The organism is Rhizobium sp. 3T7 (genome assembly GCF_020166565.1).
GTDB lineage: Bacteria > Pseudomonadota > Alphaproteobacteria > Rhizobiales > Rhizobiaceae > Rhizobium.
The window spans coordinates 15,484-35,330 of sequence record NZ_JAIQXS010000031.1 but is presented as its reverse complement, the minus strand read 5'-3'; the positions used below and the strand labels follow the sequence as shown (position 1 = coordinate 35,330).

22 protein-coding genes and 1 pseudogene are annotated in these 19,847 nt (G+C 60.3%); 17 read left to right on the top strand and 6 right to left on the bottom strand.

The window, feature by feature from the left end:
* Positions 1-6: 6 nt before the first annotated feature.
* Together K9B32_RS27080 and secA are read right to left on the bottom strand one after the other, a co-directional pair.
* The gene (locus tag K9B32_RS27080) at positions 7-627 is read right to left on the bottom strand and encodes a C39 family peptidase (RefSeq protein WP_224568121.1); all 621 of its coding nucleotides are present in this window, start codon (positions 625-627) and stop codon (positions 7-9) included.
* A gap of 186 nt (positions 628-813) precedes the next feature.
* Positions 814-3,528, bottom strand: a complete 2,715-nt coding sequence (gene secA / locus K9B32_RS27075; RefSeq protein ID WP_224568119.1) for a preprotein translocase subunit SecA — start codon at positions 3,526-3,528, stop codon at positions 814-816.
* 246 nt (positions 3,529-3,774) lie between these two features.
* On the opposite strand from secA, the gene K9B32_RS27070 reads away from it, so the two are divergent.
* The 6 genes from K9B32_RS27070 (at position 3,775) to K9B32_RS27045 (ending at position 7,893) form a co-directional block, all read left to right on the top strand.
* The gene (locus tag K9B32_RS27070; protein WP_224568117.1) at positions 3,775-4,662 is read left to right on the top strand and encodes a peptidylprolyl isomerase; all 888 of its coding nucleotides are present in this window, start codon (positions 3,775-3,777) and stop codon (positions 4,660-4,662) included.
* Between the two features lie 118 nt (positions 4,663-4,780).
* Positions 4,781-6,022: a bifunctional glutamate N-acetyltransferase/amino-acid acetyltransferase ArgJ gene (gene argJ / locus K9B32_RS27065; protein WP_224568115.1), complete on the top strand. Its 1,242-nt coding sequence runs from the start codon at positions 4,781-4,783 to the stop codon at positions 6,020-6,022.
* Complete coding sequence (locus K9B32_RS27060; protein ID WP_411969758.1) at positions 5,991-6,812, top strand: GNAT family N-acetyltransferase; 822 nt, start codon at positions 5,991-5,993, stop codon at positions 6,810-6,812. Before argJ ends, K9B32_RS27060 begins: the two co-directional genes overlap by 32 nt.
* Complete coding sequence (gene mutT / locus K9B32_RS27055; protein ID WP_224568110.1) at positions 6,809-7,222, top strand: 8-oxo-dGTP diphosphatase MutT; 414 nt, start codon at positions 6,809-6,811, stop codon at positions 7,220-7,222. Before K9B32_RS27060 ends, mutT begins: the two co-directional genes overlap by 4 nt.
* Before the next feature lie 123 nt (positions 7,223-7,345).
* Positions 7,346-7,663, top strand: a complete 318-nt coding sequence (locus tag K9B32_RS27050; RefSeq protein ID WP_007790674.1) for a hypothetical protein — start codon at positions 7,346-7,348, stop codon at positions 7,661-7,663.
* A 65-nt stretch (positions 7,664-7,728) separates the two neighbouring features.
* Entirely contained in the window at positions 7,729-7,893 is a 165-nt protein-coding gene (locus tag K9B32_RS27045) for a Flp family type IVb pilin (RefSeq protein ID WP_224568107.1), read from the top strand.
* Positions 7,894-7,901: 8 nt separating this feature from the next.
* Here K9B32_RS27045 and K9B32_RS27040 read toward each other — a convergent pair whose 3' ends face one another.
* Positions 7,902-8,786 carry a methyltransferase domain-containing protein gene (locus K9B32_RS27040; protein ID WP_037082237.1) on the bottom strand — a complete coding sequence of 295 codons (885 nt, stop codon included), beginning with the start codon at positions 8,784-8,786 and terminating at the stop codon, positions 7,902-7,904.
* Positions 8,787-8,982: 196 nt separating this feature from the next.
* Between K9B32_RS27040 and K9B32_RS27035 the strand changes: the two are divergent.
* The 4 genes and pseudogenes from K9B32_RS27035 to K9B32_RS27020 all read left to right on the top strand — a co-directional run.
* Positions 8,983-9,135, top strand: a pseudogene (locus tag K9B32_RS27035) (ComF family protein); the annotation flags it as partial.
* 32 nt (positions 9,136-9,167) lie between these two features.
* Positions 9,168-9,425 (top strand): glutaredoxin 3, encoded by a 258-nt coding sequence (grxC, locus tag K9B32_RS27030; RefSeq protein WP_224568104.1) that lies wholly within the window; start codon positions 9,168-9,170, stop codon positions 9,423-9,425.
* A 9-nt stretch (positions 9,426-9,434) separates the two neighbouring features.
* The gene (locus tag K9B32_RS27025; RefSeq protein WP_224568102.1) at positions 9,435-10,292 is read left to right on the top strand and encodes a carbon-nitrogen hydrolase family protein; all 858 of its coding nucleotides are present in this window, start codon (positions 9,435-9,437) and stop codon (positions 10,290-10,292) included.
* On the top strand, positions 10,289-10,717 hold the full coding sequence (locus K9B32_RS27020; protein WP_007790650.1) for a DUF1178 family protein: 429 nt from the start codon (positions 10,289-10,291) through the stop codon (positions 10,715-10,717). The genes K9B32_RS27025 and K9B32_RS27020 overlap by 4 nt, the downstream gene beginning before the upstream one ends.
* Before the next feature lies 1 nt (position 10,718).
* Here the strand turns inward: K9B32_RS27020 and K9B32_RS27015 are convergent, their stop codons facing one another.
* Entirely contained in the window at positions 10,719-11,474 is a 756-nt protein-coding gene (locus tag K9B32_RS27015) for an SDR family NAD(P)-dependent oxidoreductase (RefSeq protein ID WP_224568100.1), read from the bottom strand.
* Positions 11,475-11,767: 293 nt separating this feature from the next.
* On the opposite strand from K9B32_RS27015, the gene K9B32_RS27010 reads away from it, so the two are divergent.
* The 6 genes from K9B32_RS27010 to K9B32_RS26985 all read left to right on the top strand — a co-directional run bounded on the left by K9B32_RS27010 (position 11,768) and on the right by K9B32_RS26985 (position 15,677).
* A complete protein-coding gene (locus K9B32_RS27010; RefSeq protein WP_224568098.1) occupies positions 11,768-12,343 on the top strand; it encodes a L,D-transpeptidase in 576 nt (191 codons plus the stop codon).
* A 170-nt stretch (positions 12,344-12,513) separates the two neighbouring features.
* Complete coding sequence (locus tag K9B32_RS27005) at positions 12,514-12,645, top strand: ABC transporter (RefSeq protein ID WP_081499031.1); 132 nt, start codon at positions 12,514-12,516, stop codon at positions 12,643-12,645.
* A 151-nt stretch (positions 12,646-12,796) separates the two neighbouring features.
* Positions 12,797-13,375, top strand: coding sequence for a hypothetical protein (locus K9B32_RS27000; RefSeq protein WP_224568096.1), 579 nt, complete (start codon positions 12,797-12,799; stop codon positions 13,373-13,375).
* Between the two features lie 64 nt (positions 13,376-13,439).
* Positions 13,440-14,027: a protein-S-isoprenylcysteine O-methyltransferase gene (locus K9B32_RS26995; RefSeq protein WP_224568094.1), complete on the top strand. Its 588-nt coding sequence runs from the start codon at positions 13,440-13,442 to the stop codon at positions 14,025-14,027.
* A gap of 10 nt (positions 14,028-14,037) precedes the next feature.
* A complete protein-coding gene (locus K9B32_RS26990) occupies positions 14,038-14,823 on the top strand; it encodes a 2-oxo acid dehydrogenase subunit E2 (protein WP_224568148.1) in 786 nt (261 codons plus the stop codon).
* Complete coding sequence (locus K9B32_RS26985) at positions 14,820-15,677, top strand: SDR family NAD(P)-dependent oxidoreductase (RefSeq protein ID WP_224568092.1); 858 nt, start codon at positions 14,820-14,822, stop codon at positions 15,675-15,677. The genes K9B32_RS26990 and K9B32_RS26985 overlap by 4 nt, the downstream gene beginning before the upstream one ends.
* Positions 15,678-15,709: 32 nt before the next feature.
* On the opposite strand, the gene ubiG is transcribed toward K9B32_RS26985, so the two are convergent.
* On the bottom strand, positions 15,710-16,459 hold the full coding sequence (gene ubiG, locus K9B32_RS26980; protein WP_224568090.1) for a bifunctional 2-polyprenyl-6-hydroxyphenol methylase/3-demethylubiquinol 3-O-methyltransferase UbiG: 750 nt from the start codon (positions 16,457-16,459) through the stop codon (positions 15,710-15,712).
* A gap of 190 nt (positions 16,460-16,649) precedes the next feature.
* Between ubiG and K9B32_RS26975 the strand changes: the two genes are divergently transcribed.
* Positions 16,650-17,627 (top strand): FecR domain-containing protein, encoded by a 978-nt coding sequence (locus K9B32_RS26975; protein ID WP_224568088.1) that lies wholly within the window; start codon positions 16,650-16,652, stop codon positions 17,625-17,627.
* On the opposite strand, the gene K9B32_RS26970 is transcribed toward K9B32_RS26975, so the two are convergent.
* The gene (locus K9B32_RS26970; RefSeq protein WP_224568087.1) at positions 17,624-19,831 is read right to left on the bottom strand and encodes a CHASE2 domain-containing protein; all 2,208 of its coding nucleotides are present in this window, start codon (positions 19,829-19,831) and stop codon (positions 17,624-17,626) included. The genes K9B32_RS26975 and K9B32_RS26970 overlap by 4 nt on opposite strands.
* Positions 19,832-19,847: the final 16 nt, after the last annotated feature.

Genomic DNA, 19,847 nt, shown 5'->3' with positions numbered 1-19,847 from the left:
ATGTTGTCAGAGCGTGATGGCCACGCCGCGATTAGCGAAGAAGCGGTCGAAGGTCGAGAGCGACAGCACGACGTCTGCCTGGCTTCGAACGTCATGGCCGGATGGATTGTGGAAGCGGATGGTCTCGGGCGTTGCCGCCGTCACCAGTACGAGATGGCCACCGCGCGACGGCGGCTCGCGATCCGGCCACCGGATCTGGCTATTGACCGAGGCGACGAAGAATGTGTGCCTCCGGAGCAGATCGGGAATATCAGTGGTCGGCAGATTGGTGATCGTTTCGGCCTTGAGGCCGAAGCTCTGTCCGACGAAGGTGACGAACGGCGCGTAGATCAGCCCCTTGATCGATTGGTCCGCCTCGTTGACGACGTATCCGCCAAAGGTAGTGCAGGCCCGCGCCAGATCGATTGTCCGGTGCGTCTCACCGCGTGCGGCAAGTGCCATCTTCAGGCAAGCCATGCCGCAGATATTGACGGCCCAGCGGGCATATTCCTCGCCGGTCTCGGCGCCTGACTGGCGCCAGAGCGGGTCGTTCATCAGTGCACACGCCCCGCTTTCAAGTACGGGCAGCGTCATCGACGCCGTTTCCCATTGACTGAAATAGGGAGCCGCCAGGGCACCAGTGTTCATCACGTTCTCGGCAATCTGGTTGAATATGGCGCCAAGCTCGACAAACAAAGCGACGGTTATGTGGCTGAAATTTGCGAGGGTTATAAAATCAAGAGTTGTGGATGGGCCGGAGCGGGCATCCGGAGATGAGAAAGCCCTTGCGACGTTGCCATCGCAAGGGCCTTGTACTCAGCGTGCCGGCCAGGCTCAAGCCTGTGCGAAGGCGCCGTGGCAGTGTTTGAACTTCTTGCCGGAGCCGCAGGGGCAGGCCTCGTTGCGGCCAACATGGCCCCAGGTTGACGGATCGGCTGGATTGCGGTTTTCCGGGGCGACAGCCACTTCCGAGGCCAGGTAGGCGGGCGCGAAATCATCTTCGCCGGTATCCGGATCGAGGTGGTGCGCCTGCATGAATGGCGGTTCCGGCTCGGCCGGCGCCTGCTGCACGAGCTCGACGCGCATCATCTGTGCGGTCACTGCTTCGCGCAGGTTGTTGAGCAGCGAGGTGAAGAGCTCGAACGCTTCCGACTTGTATTCTTGCAGCGGATCGCGCTGCGCGTAGCCACGGAAGCCGATGACGGAGCGCAGGTGGTCGAGGTTGACGATATGCTCGCGCCACAGGTGGTCGAGCGTCTGCATCACGATCGAGCGCTCAACGTAGTGCATGATATCGGGACCGAAGCGCTCGGTCTTCTCGGTGAAGGCCGCATTCGACGCTTCCGTCAGGCGCTCGCGAATGTTGTCCTCGCCAATACCTTCTTCCTTCACCCAGTCCTCGATCGGCAGATCGAGATTGAGCAGAGCGGCGGTCCGTTCCTTCAGGCCGGCGGCATCCCACTGCTCGGCATAGGCGCGTTCTGGAATATGCTTCTCGACAAGGTCCTCGATGACCTCACGGCGCATATCGGAAACGGTCTCGGAGATGTTCGGCGATTCCATCAGCTCAAGGCGCTGTTCGAAGATCACCTTGCGCTGATCGTTCAGAACGTCGTCGTACTTCAGGAGGTTTTTACGGATATCGAAGTTGCGGGCTTCGACCTTCTTCTGCGCGCGCTCCAGAGCCTTGTTGATCCAGGGATGGACGATGGCTTCGCCTTCCTTGAGACCGAGCTTCTGCAGCATGCTGTCCATGCGGTCAGAGCCGAAGATGCGCATCAGGTCATCCTGCAGCGACAGGTAGAACTTCGAGCGGCCGGGGTCACCCTGACGGCCGGAACGGCCGCGCAGCTGGTTGTCGATGCGGCGGCTTTCGTGGCGCTCGGTGGCGATCACGTAAAGGCCACCGGCGGCAAGCGCCTTTTCCTTGAGCTGCTTGATCTCTTCGCGGATCGCTTCGGCTTTGGCGTCGCGTTCGGGACCGGGGTCAACTTCGCCAAGCTCGCGCTCGACACGCATTTCAAGGTTGCCGCCGAGCTGAATGTCGGTACCGCGGCCTGCCATGTTGGTGGCGATCGTCACCGCACCCGGCACACCGGCCTGCGCGACGATATAGGCTTCCTGCTCGTGGTAGCGGGCGTTCAGGACCTGAAAGTCCTTGAAGCCTTGCTTGCGCATCAGATCGGCCAAGTATTCGGACTTTTCGATCGAGGTCGTGCCGACAAGAACCGGCTGGCCGCGCTTCTGCGCGTCGGCGATCTCGGCGATGATCGCCTTGTACTTCTCCTCGAAGGTCCGGTAGACCTCGTCGTCCTCGTCGGTACGCTGGATCGGCAGGTTGGTCGGCACCTCGATGACGTCGAGGCCGTAGATGTTGCCGAACTCCTCCGCTTCGGTCTGCGCTGTACCGGTCATACCGGCCAGCTTGTCATACATGCGGAAATAGTTCTGGAAGGTTATCTGGGCCAGCGTCTGGTTTTCCGGCTGGATCTGCACCTTTTCCTTGGCTTCCAGCGCCTGGTGCTGGCCTTCCGAATAACGGCGGCCCGGCATCATGCGGCCGGTGAATTCATCGATGATGACGATCTCGTCGTTGCGGACGATGTAGTCCTTGTCGCGCTGGAACAGCTTGTGGGCCTTGAGCGCGTTGTTGACGTGATGGACGATCGCCACGTTCTCGATATCGTAGAGCGAAGCGCCCTTCAGCAGGCCAGCCTGACGTAGCAGGTTCTCCAGCTTTTCCGTGCCTTCCTCGGAGAAGTTGGCGGAGCGCTGCTTCTCGTCGATCTCGTAGTCGCCTTCCGACAAAAGCGGGATGAAGGCGTCGATCGTGTTGTAGAGATCGGAGCGGTCGTCGAGCGGTCCCGAGATGATCAACGGCGTGCGCGCTTCGTCGACGAGGATCGAGTCCACTTCGTCGACGATCGCGAAGTTATGGCCGCGCTGGACCATCTGGCTCTTCTCGTACTTCATGTTATCGCGCAGATAATCAAAGCCGAGTTCGTTGTTGGTCGCGTAGGTGATGTCGCAGTTATAGGCTGCTGCGCGCTCTTCGTCCGAGAGGCCGTGGACGATGACGCCCGTGGTCAGGCCGAGGAAGCCGTAGATCTTGCCCATGGTGGCGGCGTCGCGGCGGGCGAGGTAGTCGTTTACGGTGACGACGTGCACGCCCTTGCCGGCGAGCGCGTTCAGGTAGACCGGCAGCGTGGCGACAAGCGTCTTACCTTCGCCGGTCTTCATCTCGGCGATGGCGCCGTCATTGAGGATCATGCCGCCAATCAGCTGTACGTCAAAAGGTCGCATGCCGAGAACGCGGCGCGACGCTTCGCGCACGACCGCAAAGGCCGGAACGAGGATGTCGTCCAGCGTCTTGCCGTCTGCAAGCATCTTGCGGAACTCGACCGTCTGCGCAGCCAGCTGCTCGTCGCTCAAGGCCTTCGTCTTTTCTTCGATGGCATTGATGGCTGCGACGTTCGGCTGGAAGGACCGCACGCGGCGATCATTGGCAGAGCCAAATATTTTGCGGGCTATACCGCCAAAGCTGACCATATGACTGGTCCTTTCTCAATATTCTTCCCCGGCTGTTCTTATCCGTAGCCCGGCCGAATTTCAGGCACACGTCTCGAAACGCCAGGAAACTTTTCTGGACGCGAGGTTGCGTGACAGATAAGAGGGGGGTCGAATGATGTCAACGGATTTGGCTGATATAGAAAGGCCACATTCCGGTGTTGATGGCTGTTTCAGGCTGGATTCACGACGTTGAAGCCGGTGGGTTTAACTGTGAAGGGTTATTTGATGTTGAACTACAACAAAATCGCTGTGATGGCGTTCGCAACGTTCGTTGCGTTTCAGGCGCCGGTCAAAGCGGAAGACAAGCCGGATGCCGTCGTTGCCAAGGTCGGCGATGTCGAGATTCATCAGTCTGATCTCGATCTGGCCGTCGCCAATCTCGACCCGCAACTCGCACAGCTTCCGGACGACCAGAAAAAGGTAGCCGCCCTGTCCGCTGCCATCGACGTCAAGCTGCTGGCGCAGGACGCGATTGCCGAAAAGCTCGACCAGACAGCCGAATTCAAGAAGCGCATGCAGTATCTCGCCGATCGCGAACTGCACAATGCTTATTTCAAGAAGCACGTCGTCGATACGGTCACCGATGAGGAAGTCAAGGCGCGCTACGACAAGGAAGTCGCAGCACTCCCGAAGCAGGAAGAAGTGCACGCCCGCCATATCCTGGTGAAGACCGAGGATGAGGCCAAGGACGTCATTAAGCAGCTCGACGCCGGCAAGAACTTCGCGGACCTGGCGAAGGAAAAGTCCACCGATCCGAACAAGGCTGACGGCGGCGATCTCGGCTATTTCACCAAGGGCCGCATGGTCAAGGAATTCGAAGTGGCTGCCTTCGCACTTGAGAAGGGTACCTACACCAAGACCCCTGTGAAAACCGATTTTGGCTATCACGTGATCCTCGTCGAGGATAAGCGCGACGCCCCTCCGCCGGCCTTCGATCAGGTCAAGGACCAGGTTCGCCAGCTCGTCATGCGTGACAAGTATCTCGCGCTTCTCGCTGCCGCCAAGGAAAAGTCCAAGGTCGAGATCACCGACGAGGCGCTGCGCAAGGGCTACGAGGATGCCAACAAGCAGCCGCAGCCAGGTGATGAGCCCGCCGCGCAGCCGCAGCAATAATCTAGAATGCAGGGCCCGGTTCTTCCGGGCCCTTCACTATAATAGTTGTCGTATTTCCGCAGGGCGAGCCGGCTTATACTTCGCCCGGAAAATCCTTCCACCCACCAGGTCGATCGCCATGTCCGGTTCCGTTTCTCCGCTCGCTCCGAAATCCTATGCCACCGTGCCCGCCTTGCGTGGCGTGCGCATGGCCACTGCATCAGCCGGCATCAAGTACAAGAACCGCACCGACGTGCTGATGATGGTGTTCGACAAGCCGGCCGCGGTCGCCGGCGTTCTTACCCGCTCGAAGTGCCCGTCGGCACCTGTCGACTTCTGCCGCGCAAACCTGCCGCATGGCGCTGCACGCGCCGTCGTCGTCAATTCCGGCAATGCCAATGCATTCACCGGACTGAAGGGCCGCGAGGCGACGGCGCTGACGGCAAAGTCCGCTGCTGCCGCTGTCGGCTGCGGCGAGGACGAAGTTTACCTCGCTTCCACCGGCGTCATCGGCGAACCGCTGGACGCGACGAAATTCTCCGGTGTTCTTGACCAGATGTACAAGGATGCGACCGGCGACTTCTGGTTCGAGGCAGCCAAGGCGATCATGACTACCGACACCTATCCGAAGGTCGCCACCCGCAGCGCGGAGATCGGTGGCGTGAAGGTGACGATCAACGGGATCGCAAAGGGCGCTGGCATGATTGCGCCTGATATGGCGACCATGCTCTCTTTCGTCGTCACCGACGCTGATATTGCCCCCGCCGCGCTGCAGTCGCTCCTGTCTGCCGGTGTCGATCCGACGTTCAATTCGATGACGGTCGATAGCGATACCTCGACATCGGACACGCTGATGCTGTTTGCAACGGGTGCGGCCGCCGAAGACGGTCAGGCTCGTGTTGAGAACGCCGATGACGCGCGCCTTGCCTCCTTCCGCGCTGCCCTTAACGATCTTCTCAAGGATCTTGCGTTGCAGGTCGTTCGCGACGGCGAAGGCGCGACCAAGATGCTCGAGATCACCGTGACAGGCGCCGAAAGCCATGCCGCCGCGAAGAAGATCGCGCTCTCGATCGCCAATTCGCCACTCGTCAAGACCGCAGCCGCCGGCGAGGATGCCAACTGGGGCCGCATCGTCATGGCCGTCGGCAAGTCGGGCGAAATGGCCGACCGAGACCGGCTGGCGATCTGGTTCGGTGATGTGCGTGTTGCCGTCAACGGCGAGCGCGACGCCGGCTATTCCGAAGAAGCTGCAACCAACGTGATGAGAAAGCAGGATATTCCTGTGAAGGTGGACATTGGTCTCGGAAACGGGACCGCCACGGTCTGGACGTGCGACCTTACAAAGGAGTATGTCGCCATCAACGGTGACTACCGGAGCTGATCTTTCATTGACTGAAACATTACCCAAGAAGGCGAATCTGCCGCTCGTGCGCAGGCTGGAGGCCGTCGGCTTCCGGGCCTGGCCTGCCTCATCCGTGCAGTATGACGGCAGTTGGCAGGTACGGCTAACCGCGGGGCACCCGTCCAATCGGCTGAACTCGATCGTGCCGCTCGATCCGTCGGATCACCGCGACGTCGAGATTCGGCTTGCCAAGGCAAGCCGCAAGTTCGAAGCTTATGGTCGCCCGGCGGTCCTGCGGCAGACGCCGCTCGCCTCGCCGGTGCTGATCGACCTCGTGCGGGAGCAGCAGTGGACCTCGTTCGACGAGACGATCGTCATGACCTGCGATCTCGCGCACGCAGACCTGCCGGACACGCTCGATCATCTGCCAACGCACGATATCGGCCGTTTCGTAGATGCCAATCTGGCCACCGACGGCGTCTCGTCCAAGCTCAAGCCGGCGCTTGCGGAGATCATCAATGCGATCAAGCCGCCCTCGGGCCTGTTCATGATCGAGGATCCGCAGACGGGGCCGCTTGCGACCGTGCTTTGCGTCCAGGACAATGATCTTGCCGGCATCATGTCGCTTTCCGTCGCCAAGGAGCGCCGCCGCGAAGGGCTTGGCCTGGAAATCCTGACGTCCGCCCTGCGCTGGGCGAGGATGCGCAGCGCCCGTTCTGCCTGGTTGCAGGTGAAGGCGACGAACGCTCCGGCCTTGGCGCTCTACGAACGGCTCGGCTTCCACGAGGCTTACCGCTATTCCTATTGGCGGCAGGAGCCGTCGCGATGAGCGACGCCACCCGAAGCATCCTTCTTGTTGCCGCATGCGCGCTGATCGATTCCGACGGGCGCATTTTGCTGGCGCAGCGCCCCGCGGGAAAGTCGCTTGCCGGACTTTGGGAGTTTCCGGGCGGCAAGGTCGAGCCGGGCGAGACGCCGGAGGAATCGCTGGTGCGCGAGCTTCACGAAGAGCTTGGGATCACGACCAAGGTCGCATGTCTGGCGCCGCTCAGCTTTGCCAGCCATACCTATGAGAAGTTCCATCTTCTGATGCCGCTCTACGTCTGCCGGCGCTATGAAGGAATTCCGCACGGGAAAGAAGGGCAAGCGTTGAAATGGGTGAAGCCGCAGGCTCTACGCGACTACCCGATGCCACCCGCTGACGAGCCGCTTATTCCGATATTGCAGGATCTACTTTAGAAGCTTCTGATTATTATCCTGCGCGCGTCCAATTTGCGTGTGGATATTAATCGATCGTTTAACACCTTCTGCCAAATATCGGCCTCAATCAAGCAACTGGCGTGTGTGTAGAAGGCTTGACGCATGGACGACGATTTCTGGAAAGCTGTGAGAGAGAAAGAACAGGCCTCGACTGCCTCGAGCAGAACGGGAGTGCTGAACATCGCGCTGCTGTTTGGTACAGCTGTTGTTGCCTTGACTTTGATCTTGACGCCGATGCTTGCCGACAAGTCCAAGTCGAGCGTCTTCGCGAGTGCGCCGTCGGAATTCGATACAATTACGACGGGCTCAATTCCGAAGACCGAGAGCGGCAAGCGCTATACGATCCGCCGGAGCGTCCTTCAGGAGACGCCAGGTTCCGTTTGCGTGGTGCAGGGTTACGGAAGCGGGGCTGGCTGCTGAGACTGGCGTTGCTGCAGCGGCAGCCGCAACGTGATAGATGACTGCCGCTTAGCGCCGAGGTGGGTATGCGAGTAGTAAGGGCATTTCTGGCAGACATCCGTGGCGCAACCGCGATCGAATACGGCCTGATTGCGGCCCTCATATCCGTCGCTCTCATTGGTGGGGCGCAGGCGCTTGGCGGTGATATCAACAGCATCTTGAGCTATATCGCCAACCAGTTCCCAAACTAAGCCGGTTTCTACTGCTTCAGCTTATGCTCCTCGACCTTCAGTGCGTCGGCGAGCCTCACCTTTGCCGAGCCAGGGCGAAGCGGCTTTTGCTGGCTTTCGTGCGGCGCCCATCCCGAGACATAGATAATTGAGAAGGTTGCTCTGATCCGGCCGTCCGAATCGGCATAGCGTTCGGCATAGATTTCAGCCGCCCGCATGAAAAAGGCGCGCGTCAAAGGCTTGCGACTGCGCGCGACGAGCGGATTGGTCATGCCCATTGCCCGCAGGTCCCTCATCAGCGGAAAGATCGAATCGTAGCGAACCGTATAAGTCTCGGCGTCGATCACCGGCAGGGCAAAGCCGGCGCGCTGCATCAGACCGCCGACATCGCGGACGTCAGCGAAGGGGATCACCCGCGGGCTCGCACCACCCGTCATCTCTATCTCGGTTGCGAGCAGCACCTCGCGCAATTCCTGCAACGTGCCCGACCCGGGAACCGCGGCAAGAAAGAGCCCATCTGGCTTGAGGGCGCGACGAATCTGGATGAAGACGCCGGGGGTGTCGTTGGTTAGGTGAAGGCTGAGCGGCGCCAGCACAAGGTTGACCGACTGCGGCTCCAGGGGAACCTCCTCCAGCGCGGCTTCGATGAAGGCCTCTTGCGCCTCAGCATAAGCTCGTTCGCTCTCGACGCGCGTCAGTTGTCCGATCTTGCCGGTCGCGATCGCAGCGCGGGCCGCAGCACCCGTGGCGCCATGTAATTCGACCGCGTGCTCGAAGGTCCGTTCGACCACGGCGAGGCGCTCGCCGAGTTCTTCTGCGGCGATATCGAGGAGGAAGGTCGCCTTCGGGTCGTGGTTGAAAAGGGCGCGATGCCGGTTCGTGGCGATCCGGGCCTGGTCGAAGATGATATCCATGGCGCGTTGCATAGTCCCGCAGAACCAGTGCCGCAAGGCGATTTTCCTCAGAGGCGAAACGCGCTAGTCTTTCCCGACAGGGTTGAGGGGCCAATGGGACCCAGGAGATTGCGATTGCCCATGCAGCTGAAAGGGTTGCTTCTAATGCGTCCCTTCGGGCTGCTGGTTGACGGCAGCTATCGGCTGGGAGGTGCGGGACAGCGACGTCTTCGGCAAACGGCTTATCCTCGTCGACGATGTCAACACGACCGGTGCCAAGGTTGCCGCGGCAGCGAAGGTATTGCGCAGGGCAGGAGCGGCGGACATCACGGTTTTGACCTTTGCAAGGGCTCTTTCAGAAACTATATGACGGAAAGATAACCTGTATTGTCTGGAGTCCTCATGGCACCCGTTACCATCTATACGCGCCAAGCCTGCGGTTATTGTGCGCGCGCCAAATCGCTGCTGTCCGAAAAGGGCGTCGATTTCCTCGAGCACGATGCAACCTCTGCGCCGGAGCTTCGCCAGGAGATGATCGGCAAGTCCAATGGTCGCACGACCTTCCCGCAGATTTTCATTGGCGAGCAGCATGTCGGCGGATGTGATGATCTCTATGCGCTGGATCGTGCCGGTGGGCTTGATCCTCTGCTTGCTGCGTAAGGAAGAGCGATGACGTTTACGGCGGCCGCCATTCAGATGTGTTCCGGCGTCGATCCCGAGAGGAACGCGGCGGCGATGGCACGCCTCGTCCGCGAGGCTGCGGGCCAGGGCGCGACGTATGTGCAGACACCTGAGATGACAGGCATGCTGCAGCGCGATCGGGCGGCTGCCAAGGCGCTCCTGCGCGACGAAACCACTGATGTCATCGTCCGGACCGGTTCGGAGCTAGCACGGGAGCTGGGCATCTTCATGCACGTGGGATCTACCGCAATCGCGCTGGATGACGGGAAGCTCGCTAACCGCGGCTATCTCTTCGGCCCTGATGGCAAGATCCTCAATCGTTACGACAAGATCCACATGTTCGACGTCGATCTCGACAACGGCGAAAGCTGGCGCGAGAGCGCGGCCTACCGCCCGGGATCCGAGGTGCGTGTATTGTCGCTTCCCTTCGCCGAAATGGGTTTTGCGATCTGCTACGATGTTCGCTTCCCCGCACTTTTCCGCGCCCAGGCCGTTGCGGGCGCTGAAGTGATGACGGTGCCTGCCGCCTTCACGAAGCAGACCGGCGAAGCGCATTGGGAAATCCTGCTGCGCGCGCGCGCAATCGAGAACGGCGTTTTTGTGATTGCCGCTGCTCAGGCGGGTCGTCACGAGGACGGACGAGAGACTTTTGGTCATTCGATGATCATCGATCCGTGGGGCCGTGTACAGGCTTCGGCCGGCCCCACTGACGAGGCCGTCATCATCGCCGACATTGACACCGCTGCCGTCAAGGCCGCTCATGACAAGATTCCGAACCTGAAAAATGGCCGTGACTTTTCCATCGAGAGGGTTGCAGGGGCAGTCGCAGGAGGTGTGGCCGCTTGATCCGTTATTCCCTGCGTTGTGAAAATACCCATGAATTCGAAGGCTGGTTTTCCGAAAGTGCCGATTTCGATCGCCAGGTCGCATCAGGATTTCTAACCTGTCCCGTCTGCAATTCCGCGTCCATCTCCAAGCTCCTGATGGCGCCGTCCGTTTCGACGGCGCGCAAGAAGGACGAAATGCAGACGCTCGCGATGGATACGATGCGTCGGGACGCGTTCCAGAAGCTGAAAGAGGCCGTTGCGACGATCAAGGCGAATTCCGAGGATGTCGGAACACGGTTTCCCGAGGAAGCGCGCAAGATCCACTATGGGGAGAGCGACGCCCGCGGGATCATCGGGCAGACCACTATGGATGAAGCGCAAGCACTCCTTGAGGAGGGCATCGAGATTGCCGCCCTGCCTGTTCTGCCCGACGATGTGAATTAAGCTAGTGCGCGCTGTATGCTCCGTCCACGAGATGGTAGCTGCCAGTGATGAAGCTTGCTTGCTCTGACAACAGGAAGCAGACGAGCGCTGCCACTTCCTCCGGTGTGCCGCGCCGTCCCATCGGCTGCAGTGCCTCCATGCGGCGACTGCTCGCAATATCGCGATGCTCTGACGAAAGCGGTGTTTCAATCCAGCCGGGGCCGACCGCATTGATGCGGATGCCCAAGCGCGCATATTCGATAGCCGCGGCCTTTGTCAGGCCGACGACGCCGTGCTTGGTCGCCGTATAGGCACATGCAATTGGCAATGCGACGGCACCGAGCACGGACGACACGTTGACGATCGCCCCGCCACCGCCGGCCAGCATGGCCGCGATCTCGTACTTCATGCAGTAGAAAACGCTGTTGAGGTTGACGTCCATCAGTTTGTGCCAGTTGTCGAGCGGGTAGTCGCCCGTCGCCCTGCGCACGCCGTCGACGCCGGCATTGTTGACTGCAAGATGCGGGCCTCCGCACATTTCGGCGACCGTTGTAATCAGCTTTTCAACCGCCGCCGCATCGGTGACATCGACGACAAAATGGCGAGATTTGCCCCCCTTTCCGCGAATCTCCGCGGCAACGCGCTCTGCTGCTTCGGCATTGATATCCGCGACAACAACCTCGGCACCTTCCTCGGCCAATTGCCGTGAGATGGCCGCGCCGATGCCAGAGCCCGCGCCGGTGACAATCGCTACTTTTCCTTCGAAACCAAGATTCATCGTTTCTTGCTACCGCTCCCTTGCAGCCAGACCAATTCAAACGCGAACAGTTGCAACCTCCCTGAAAGCCCGTGTAGGGCACCGGCGCTACGGCGCGAACCGCTCCAACCTAGCTTTGCGGCACCTGTTGCCGCAAGAGGTGCCCTTTGACGGGACGACATTATGAAGGACTTATACAACGATAGGGAGGTTTCTGCACAGAAGAGCGCTGGAGCGGTCCGCCGATGACTTGGCCTGAAAACAACGGGATGCTAAAGGAAAACGATAGGGCTCACCATTATCAGCAGGTAACGATGGATAACGACCATATTACGCGCCGCGGCCTAATCTTGGGCTGTGTGGCTTTGATGGCCTCTGGATGCACGACGGCGAGTTGGCCGATAGAGAATCCCTTTTCTTCGACGAGTTCCCGTATCCGGCGACGGGAGGTTGCATATTCGGGCAGCGAGCAGCCGGGCAGTATCGTTGTCAACACCTACGAACGTTACCTTTACTACGTCGAGCCAGAGGGCCGCGCGACACGCTATGGCGTCGCAGTCGGCGAGGAAGGTCTTACTCTGAAGGGCAGTGCCGTTGTCGGGCGAAAGGCCGAGTGGCCATCGTGGACGCCGACTGCTAGCATGATCGAACGCAAGCCGCGGTTGGCGCAGTATGCCGGCGGGGTTCCCGGAGGGGAAAACAATCCTCTCGGTGCGGCGGCACTTTATCTCTACCGCGGCGGGCAGGATACCTACTTCCGAATCCATGGAACGAACGAGCCGTGGCTGATCGGACAGGCGGTGTCGAATGGTTGCATCCGAATGACCAATGAAGACATCGTTCACCTCTACGGTCGGGCGCCCGTGGGGACCAGCGTTTTGGTCATATGATACTTACATTTTGTATCGATATTGCCACCGTCTGTTAGCATTGCGGGTCGCTTGCGCGACGCGACGGCCGCACTGTGCCCTTTCTGCACTTGGCTTGGGGCTATTTTACCGCTATTAGTAGAATCGTTGCCTTCGATAACCTATTCCATGCTAACGGAGAGGACTACTTGATGAGCAGAATCCTAATAATGTGCCTTGTTGCGTTGTTTTCCGTTTCGAGCCTGACGGCTTGCGGATCAGTTGGTAAAGGCAAGGGCAAAGCCCCGCCGCCAGTGGCAGAGGCCGCACCAATCACCAAATAACATCTGACCTTTGAGGAAGGGGGAGGGACTTCGTGGCCCCTCCCCCAAATCGTTGTCGGAGCCGGGCTGCCTGCGGGCAAATGCACAACCTTAGGCTGGCACTTTTGCTTGGTGGTCTGTGCTCATTCGATCTCGGAGATGAAGCGTAGTTATGACGCTTGCAAAAGGCCACCAATCCCTCCTGTTTCTCATCGCTCTCGCGCTCACTTCTTGCCAATCGGACGACAAGCCGCCGCAACCGAGGTTCACCTCGAACTCAAGTGGTGCGCAAGTCGGCAAAGCCTCCCAGCGGGAGGGCCAGTATTTCATCGAATTCCGTTCACGCTACGCGCTGACCTATGGCCATACCTATGCGGTCTTCGGGCGCCTGAACAAGGCCGGCGGGATGATCAATCCGCAGGTCGCCGGGCTTGCGCCTGCTTCTGAAGACGCCGCACCTTACGTTCTCGGGCACTTCATTCCCGTTCCCGCGTCGACGGGGGCGACTGATGGAGACCTTGAAGAAGCCTATCGTTCGGCAAGTTGGCGCATATTGTTGACGGAAGCCGAGTACAACAAGACCGTCGCCTTCATTCGCCAACTGCAGGCAAAATCGAAGTTGTGGCAGGCCACGGTCGACAATTGCAACAATTTCGTCGGCGAGATCGCAGGTTCCATGGGATACAAGACACCCAGCATCTGGCTTCGTCCGCAAGAGTTCATTACAAAGCTTCGAGAGATGAATACGTGACTGCGGAGCGAGCCCATCGGGTCATCGCGTCTGCATGATTGACGAAGGGCTCCGGTGATCTGAATTGAGCGTTGCTCTCATTGGTAAAATTGTGTGGGTACTTGGCATTATCGCCTGGTACGCAATTCGCTATCCTTCGGAACGTCGCGCGAGGCGAACGAGGGTCGTCAGCGACCGTCGCTCGGGAGTAGAAGCGGTAGGTCTTTCGGCCGCGCTCCTGGGGCTTGCCTTTGTTCCCGGCTTCTATGTCGCGACGGGGAAGCCGGAGGCTGCCGACTATACGGCGCATTCATGGGCGGTGATCCTTGGCGCAATATTGTTTTGCACAGCCATGTGGGTCTTCCGCAGGACGCACAAGGCGCTCGGCCGCAATTGGTCGATCACCCTGCAGATTCGCGAGAAGCACGAGCTGATTTCCCACGGTCCCTACGCATTTGTGCGTCATCCCATGTACACGTCCTTTCTGCTGATGGCGCTCGGCCAGGCATTTCTGCTGGCAAACTGGGTGGTCGGGCTGGCAGGCGTGATCGGCTTCGCAGTCCTCTTCTTTTTGCGGGTGGACAAGGAGGAGCGCATGATGCTGGAGATTTTTGGCCCTGAGTATCGTGCCTACATGGACCGGACAAAGCGAATTATCCCCTACATCTACTAGAGGACGCATGATGCGGGGACGTGCCATCAAGCTTTCGCCATCACGACGTCTGGTCGGAGATCTCATGCGGTTCTCGATCGGCGTGCCGCGCGTCACGGTGCAGCGGCAGATGAACCTCGGGCCATTACAGCAAGCAAGGATGGTGCAGCAGAGCAAGACATCCTGGACCGTGTTGTTCCTGAAGGGTTATGCGCTTCTCAGCCAGGACGTGCCGGAACTGCGGCGCGCTTATGTCAAGCTGCCCCGGCCCCAGCTCTACGAATATCCAGTCAGTATTGCCTCCGTCGCTCACGAGCGCGAGCACGAGGGCGAGCGGATCGTGCTATTGAGCACGATCGAAGATCCGGAGCATCGGTCAATAGGGGAGATCGAGGAACTGTTTCTGGCCGCCAGGTCAAAGCCTGTTCAGGAGATCAAGCAGTTCCGCAAGGCTCTGAAATTTGCGCGCGCGCCTGGTCCGATTCGTTGGCTGCTGATGTGGCTGGGGCTCAACCTCGGGCGGCAGCGCGGACGCCGCTTCGGTACATTCCAGCTGTCGGTCTATTCGGGCCTGGGCGCAGAATCGCTGAACCCGCTGACGCCGCTGACCACCATTTTCAATTATGGCTCGATTTCCGAAGACGGAACGGTCACCGTCCGCATCCACTATGACCATCGGGTGATGGATGGCGCCAATGTAGCCCGCGCCCTGATTCGCTTCGAAAACATCCTGAACGGAGCCATCACAGATGAAGTCCGAGACATGGCTTCAAGTGGAGCGATCCCCGGGGAGGCGGCGTCGGGAAAGGCATCATGACAGACAAACAACGTGAAACTTTGCGCCCCGCCGTCGTTGTGGTCGGCGCGTCCCGCGGCATTGGCCGGGCGATCGCTAAGGTCGCCGCATGCGAAGGTGCGACTGTCGTGCTCGTTGCGCGGTCGTTGGACGGGCTGGCTGCCGCCGCAGACGATGTGAAAGCGGCCGGTGGCGATGCATTCACCTTCTCGCTCGACCTCCTCGCGGCCGACGCCTCGACGCGACTGAAGGACTTCCTCACGGCCAACGGCTTGATCTGCGACGTTTTGGTGAACAGTGCCGGCTATGGTCTGCGCGGTCCGGCGACAGCGCTTCCGATTGCAGACCAACTCGGCATGGTCGACGTTAACGTTCGCGCCCTGACCGATATGACGCTGCATTTCCTGCCGGGAATGGTGGCCCGTGGGCGCGGCGGCGTACTCAACCTCGGTTCCATTGCCGGCTTCACCCCGGGTCCGAACATGGCGCTGTACTACGCCAGCAAGGCCTTCGTTCGCTCCTTTTCGGAGGCGTTGCATCAGGAGGTCAAATCGACCGGCGTGACGGTGACCTGTGTCGCGCCCGGACCTGTTGCGACGGAGTTCCTGGAGCGGTCAGGCGCGGGCCGGGCTGCACTGTTCAAGATCCTGCCCAAACTCAGCTCCGACTATGTGGCCGAGCGCGCGTGGCGCGGGTTCAAATCCGGCCGTCGCCTGGTGGTGCCAGGTCTTTCGGCAAAGCTGGCGGCTTTCGTGGCATCGTCGCTGCCGTCGGCGGCGAAGGTGCGCTTGATCGGTCGTCTGCAACGGCGCAGCCGCGACCTGTGCCCATGCGGCTCCGGCAAACCCTTCAAGGAATGCTGTGGCTCACGGTAGGCACGCCGAGGGGCAGCTGCCCCCCGCAAACTCTATACGACGGCACGTTTCGCCAGCATCATGTAGTTTACGTCCATGTCCTTCGACAGATTCCACTGATTTGACAGCGGATTGAAGAAGACGCCCGTGCGATCGATGATCGAAAGGCCGTTTGCCGTCACGGGCTTTTCGATCTCTTCCGGTCGGACCAGCTTCTCATACTGATGCGTGCCACGCGGCAGCCACCGCAGGATATTTTCTGCGGCAAAAATGGCGAGTGCGGCTGCCTTCATCGTCCGATTGATAGTCGCGACGAACATCAGGCCACCCGGGCGAACCATCCCGGCGCAGGTGGTTAGGAAAAAATCGACGTCGGCGACGTGTTCCACGACTTCCATGTTGAGGACGATGTCGAAGGTTTCGCCGGCCTCCGCAAGTTGTTCGGCCGTCACCGCCTGATAATCGACAGGCACACCGGAGGCCTTCGCATGCGTCGAGGCAATGCCGATGTTCTTCTCCGATGGATCCGCACCGACGACGCTGGCGCCCATCCGCGCAACCGGCTCCGACAGCAAGCCGCCACCGCAGCCGATATCGAGGACGCGAAGGCCGTCCAGCGGCTTCGCGCTACGGATGTCGCGTCCGAAGTTTTCCGCTGCTTTGTCGCGGATGTAGGCGAGCCGTACGGGATTGAACTTGTGCAGCGGCTTGAACTTGCCGGTAGGGCTCCACCATTCCGCCGCCATCGCCGAGAAGCGGTCCACCTCTTCCTGATCGATCGTGCTTTTTGCCGCTTCGCTCATGTTTCCGTCCTCGCATTTCGTTCCGAGTGAAGTCGGACGAAGCTGTGAGGAAGTCAAGAGCTGACCGCGGACGCAGTGTCGCAAGCAACTTTCAAATGAGGCGAACTGCAGCGCTGCCTACACCAAGAAGATGAGGAGACGTTAAAGTTAACAATATGCTAATATACTGATAGTTTGTTGGGGGTCGACCATGTCTCGCTTCTGTGGTGCTGTCGCTGCAGGTGTCCTTTTTGCTTTGCTTGGTCCGATGCAGGCCTTTTGCGCCGAGCCGGTGGGGCAGGCGACACTGATCCGCACCGAGGTGACGGGTGAAACCGGTCCGCTCGTCGTTCGATCGCCGGTTCACCGCGACGAGCGCATTCGAACCTCTAAATCGGGCCTCGGGCAGTTCATATTCAAGGACGGTACGAAGCTCGCTGTCGGCGCTGGCTCGACGGTTGTGATCGACAAGTTCGTCTATGACGATTCCGCGTCTGTGAAGCGCCTTTCGATCAAGGCGGCGAAGGGGACGTTCCGGTGGATCAGCGGCAATTCGGCCTCCTCGGCCTATTCGATCGTGACGCCGGCCGGGACAATCGGGGTACGTGGCACGGCCTTCGATTTCTACGTCGGACCCAACGGCACGACCGCCATCGTATTGCTCAACGGAGCGGCAAGCTTCTGCGGGCCGGGTGGCTGCAGGCAGTTGCGTCAGCAGTGCGATTGCGTGATTGCAACACGTGGCGGCAGGATGACCGATCCCAGCAAGGTCGACCGCCGTACACTCCAGACACTCAGCAATCCGCGAGCACTGCCATTCCTTTCGGGTGATCAGCAGCTTTCCGGGGCGCTTGGCGGCATCCGCACCAGTTGTGGGCTGGCATCGCTGCGCCAGGACCGCCAGGATCGGCCGCAGCCACAACAACAGCAGGAGCGACCTGCGCCACAGGCACCACAGCAAGCACCGCAGGCTCCGCAGCAGACGCCGCAACAGGCACAGCAACAGGCACCGGACACGCCAGATCCGCCGGATAAACCGGATAAACCGGACAAGCCTGATCATCATCATGACCGGGATCACCACGGTCGAGACCACCATGATCGCGATCATCGCGGACATGACGGGGACGACAACGATCACGATCGCGACGGTCGTCGTGGTCGCGAAGGCCGAAGCGGTAATTATTAAGGCTCAAGATGCACCTTGGGTTCGCGCGGCAAGCCCGCACGAGTGCTGTCATCGTCGTTGCCGGGACTGTCACGGAAGTGTTCGGCCCGGCGCCCGAGGCGGCTGTAAAACTGAGGTAGAGTTGCCGTTAGTTCCGCCGCCTTGAGTTTGGCGATGCTGAGCATTTTCCGGCTCTCCGCCGAATGGGCGCGGAGTGCCGTGACAAGCTCGGTGTGAATGCGCTGCATGTCAGCAAAGGCGCCGGAGCTTCGAACCTGTTCGCCGCCGACAACTGCATAAAGGTGCGCCCTGCTGCTCTTGCCCTTCAGTCCAAGTAAGCCGGCGTCGAGGAGCGCAAAATGCAACAACTCGCCAGCCGTGTTCTCGGAGACGAGAATGTCGAAACCAACCTCCTTGCAGGCGGACTCGATGCGTGCCGCGACGTTGACGGCATCGCCGACAGCGGAATAGTTGAAGCGCGTCTCGGCCCCCATGTTGCCTACGCAGGCAAGGCCTGTATGAATGCCGATACCGATGCCAACTTGGTACTCCTTGCCGAAGCCGAAGGCATCCGATGCGTTAAGTGAGGCGAGCGTCTCACGCATCGCAAGGGCTGCTCGGACCGCCTTGGCAGGATGGTTCAGGACATCCACCGGGGCGTTCCAGAAGGCCATGATCGAGTCGCCGATAAACTTGTCGAGCGTGCCTTCATTGGCGGTCACGTGGCGACTCAGCGCATCGAGCAACGTGTTCAAGAAGCGCACGACTTCGGCCGGCTGCAGCCGCTCGCTGAGTTCGGTGAAACCGCGAACGTCGACGAACATCACGGTCAGTTCGCGGTCGTCGCCTCCGAGGCGCATCGCATCGCGGGTGTGCTCGATCCGATAAAGCAGTGAGGGCGAAAGATATTGCCCGAAGGCGCGGCGGACTTCGCGCCGTTCGCGGTCGATGACGAGAATGCGAAAGGAGGTCGCGGCGAAATGGATGATCGAGCCGGCGATGATTGGTGCGAGCGGATCCAAAAGCAGGCCCCAGGCGGAAAAGGCAAACCATGAGGCTGCAAGCGCCAGCGCCGTAATGCAGAGGCCACAGGCGAGCGCCACGGCCGGGCTGACGAAGGTGGTCAGCACAACCAGGATCGTGCCCAGCACGGCAATCGCAAGGATTTCCATTCCATCCGCCCAGTCGGGCCGGGAGAGAAAATGACCGGTCAGGATCTGCTCGACGGTCTGGGCATGCATGGAAACACCAGGGACGTTCTGGCCGAGAGCCGTCGTCCGGATATCCTGCAGACCGGCCGAGGACGTCCCGACAAAGACGATGCTTCCTGCGATGGCGGCAGCGATTTGCGGATCCACGCCCTGCGGGGCCAGAATCTTGCCGGCGGAGATATAGCGCTCTGCAACATCGGGACTGGTATACAGCCACAGTTCGCCGCTGGCCGTCACCGGCACGATGAACTCGCCGATCTTGGCCGATGTCAGTGTGTCGGGAGCTTCGGGCGCGGCCGCCAGCACATAGGTTGAAGCGCCTTGGGCAACGCGCAGAGCCTCGATCGCCAGATTCGGATAGAGCTGCTCGCCGTCCGTCAAAAAGAGCGGCACCTTGCGTACGACAGCGGAGGGATTGCCGGGATTGAGGCTGATATGGCCGAGACCCGTGGCATTGATCTGCAATTGTGGGCGTACCGGTGTCGCCGCATCGAGGCGGGGAGGAGCGTTAACCGGGCTTTCGCCGGTAAAGGCAAAGCCCGCCTTGACCGGTGGTCGGTAGCTACCCTCGGTCGTCAGGCCGAAGCCGAGCACGACGGGGCGTCCGGCGATCGCCTCGGCGAAAAGCTCGTCATTGTCAGGCAGCCGGCTTAGCAACGTCGGGTCAACGCCGGCAACATCGCGCATGACAGTGCGCGGCGATAGGCGGTCAGGCTCGGCGAACAGGACGTCGAAGGCGATCGCAGCAGCACCTAGATCCGATAGCCGTTCTACGAGAAAGGCCAGCCGGTCGCGCGGCCAGGGCCACTGGCCGAACTCCTTGAGCGATGCCTCGTCGATGTCGATAATGCGGACCGGCGTTGGCTCGAAAGCGCGTGGTGAAATGCGCTGATATTCGTCGAAGGTGATGTCGCGGATCTGCCGCAGGAGTGGCGGATCGCTTGCCCGCAGCACCGTGAAGGCCGCGACAATGGCGAGGCCAATGATTACGCCGATCTGCTGCGCACGCGTCATATGCGATCGAAGCCCT

Bases quoted from the DNA above. Each gene is read 5' to 3' on its own strand.
- K9B32_RS27050 (WP_007790674.1), top strand. From the start codon at position 7,346: ATGGACGACGATTTCTGGAAAGCTGTGAGAGAGAAAGAACAGGCCTCG.
- K9B32_RS27045 (WP_224568107.1), top strand. From the start codon at position 7,729: ATGCGAGTAGTAAGGGCATTTCTGGCAGACATCCGTGGCGCAACCGCG.
- K9B32_RS26970 (WP_224568087.1), bottom strand. From the start codon at position 19,831: ATGACGCGTGCGCAGCAGATCGGCGTAATCATTGGCCTCGCCATTGTC.
- mutT (WP_224568110.1), top strand. From the start codon at position 6,809: ATGAGCGACGCCACCCGAAGCATCCTTCTTGTTGCCGCATGCGCGCTG.
- K9B32_RS27000 (WP_224568096.1), top strand. From the start codon at position 12,797: ATGACGCTTGCAAAAGGCCACCAATCCCTCCTGTTTCTCATCGCTCTC.
- K9B32_RS27070 (WP_224568117.1), top strand. From the start codon at position 3,775: ATGTTGAACTACAACAAAATCGCTGTGATGGCGTTCGCAACGTTCGTT.
- K9B32_RS27060 (WP_411969758.1), top strand. From the start codon at position 5,991: ATGTCGCCATCAACGGTGACTACCGGAGCTGATCTTTCATTGACTGAA.
- K9B32_RS27015 (WP_224568100.1), bottom strand. From the start codon at position 11,474: ATGAATCTTGGTTTCGAAGGAAAAGTAGCGATTGTCACCGGCGCGGGC.
- grxC (WP_224568104.1), top strand. From the start codon at position 9,168: ATGGCACCCGTTACCATCTATACGCGCCAAGCCTGCGGTTATTGTGCG.
- K9B32_RS26990 (WP_224568148.1), top strand. From the start codon at position 14,038: ATGCGGGGACGTGCCATCAAGCTTTCGCCATCACGACGTCTGGTCGGA.
- K9B32_RS27080 (WP_224568121.1), bottom strand. From the start codon at position 627: ATGAACACTGGTGCCCTGGCGGCTCCCTATTTCAGTCAATGGGAAACG.
- K9B32_RS27040 (WP_037082237.1), bottom strand. From the start codon at position 8,786: ATGGATATCATCTTCGACCAGGCCCGGATCGCCACGAACCGGCATCGC.
- secA (WP_224568119.1), bottom strand. From the start codon at position 3,528: ATGGTCAGCTTTGGCGGTATAGCCCGCAAAATATTTGGCTCTGCCAAT.
- K9B32_RS27010 (WP_224568098.1), top strand. From the start codon at position 11,768: ATGGATAACGACCATATTACGCGCCGCGGCCTAATCTTGGGCTGTGTG.
- argJ (WP_224568115.1), top strand. From the start codon at position 4,781: ATGTCCGGTTCCGTTTCTCCGCTCGCTCCGAAATCCTATGCCACCGTG.
- K9B32_RS26985 (WP_224568092.1), top strand. From the start codon at position 14,820: ATGACAGACAAACAACGTGAAACTTTGCGCCCCGCCGTCGTTGTGGTC.
- K9B32_RS27005 (WP_081499031.1), top strand. From the start codon at position 12,514: ATGAGCAGAATCCTAATAATGTGCCTTGTTGCGTTGTTTTCCGTTTCG.
- K9B32_RS27025 (WP_224568102.1), top strand. From the start codon at position 9,435: ATGACGTTTACGGCGGCCGCCATTCAGATGTGTTCCGGCGTCGATCCC.
- ubiG (WP_224568090.1), bottom strand. From the start codon at position 16,459: ATGAGCGAAGCGGCAAAAAGCACGATCGATCAGGAAGAGGTGGACCGC.
- K9B32_RS26975 (WP_224568088.1), top strand. From the start codon at position 16,650: ATGTCTCGCTTCTGTGGTGCTGTCGCTGCAGGTGTCCTTTTTGCTTTG.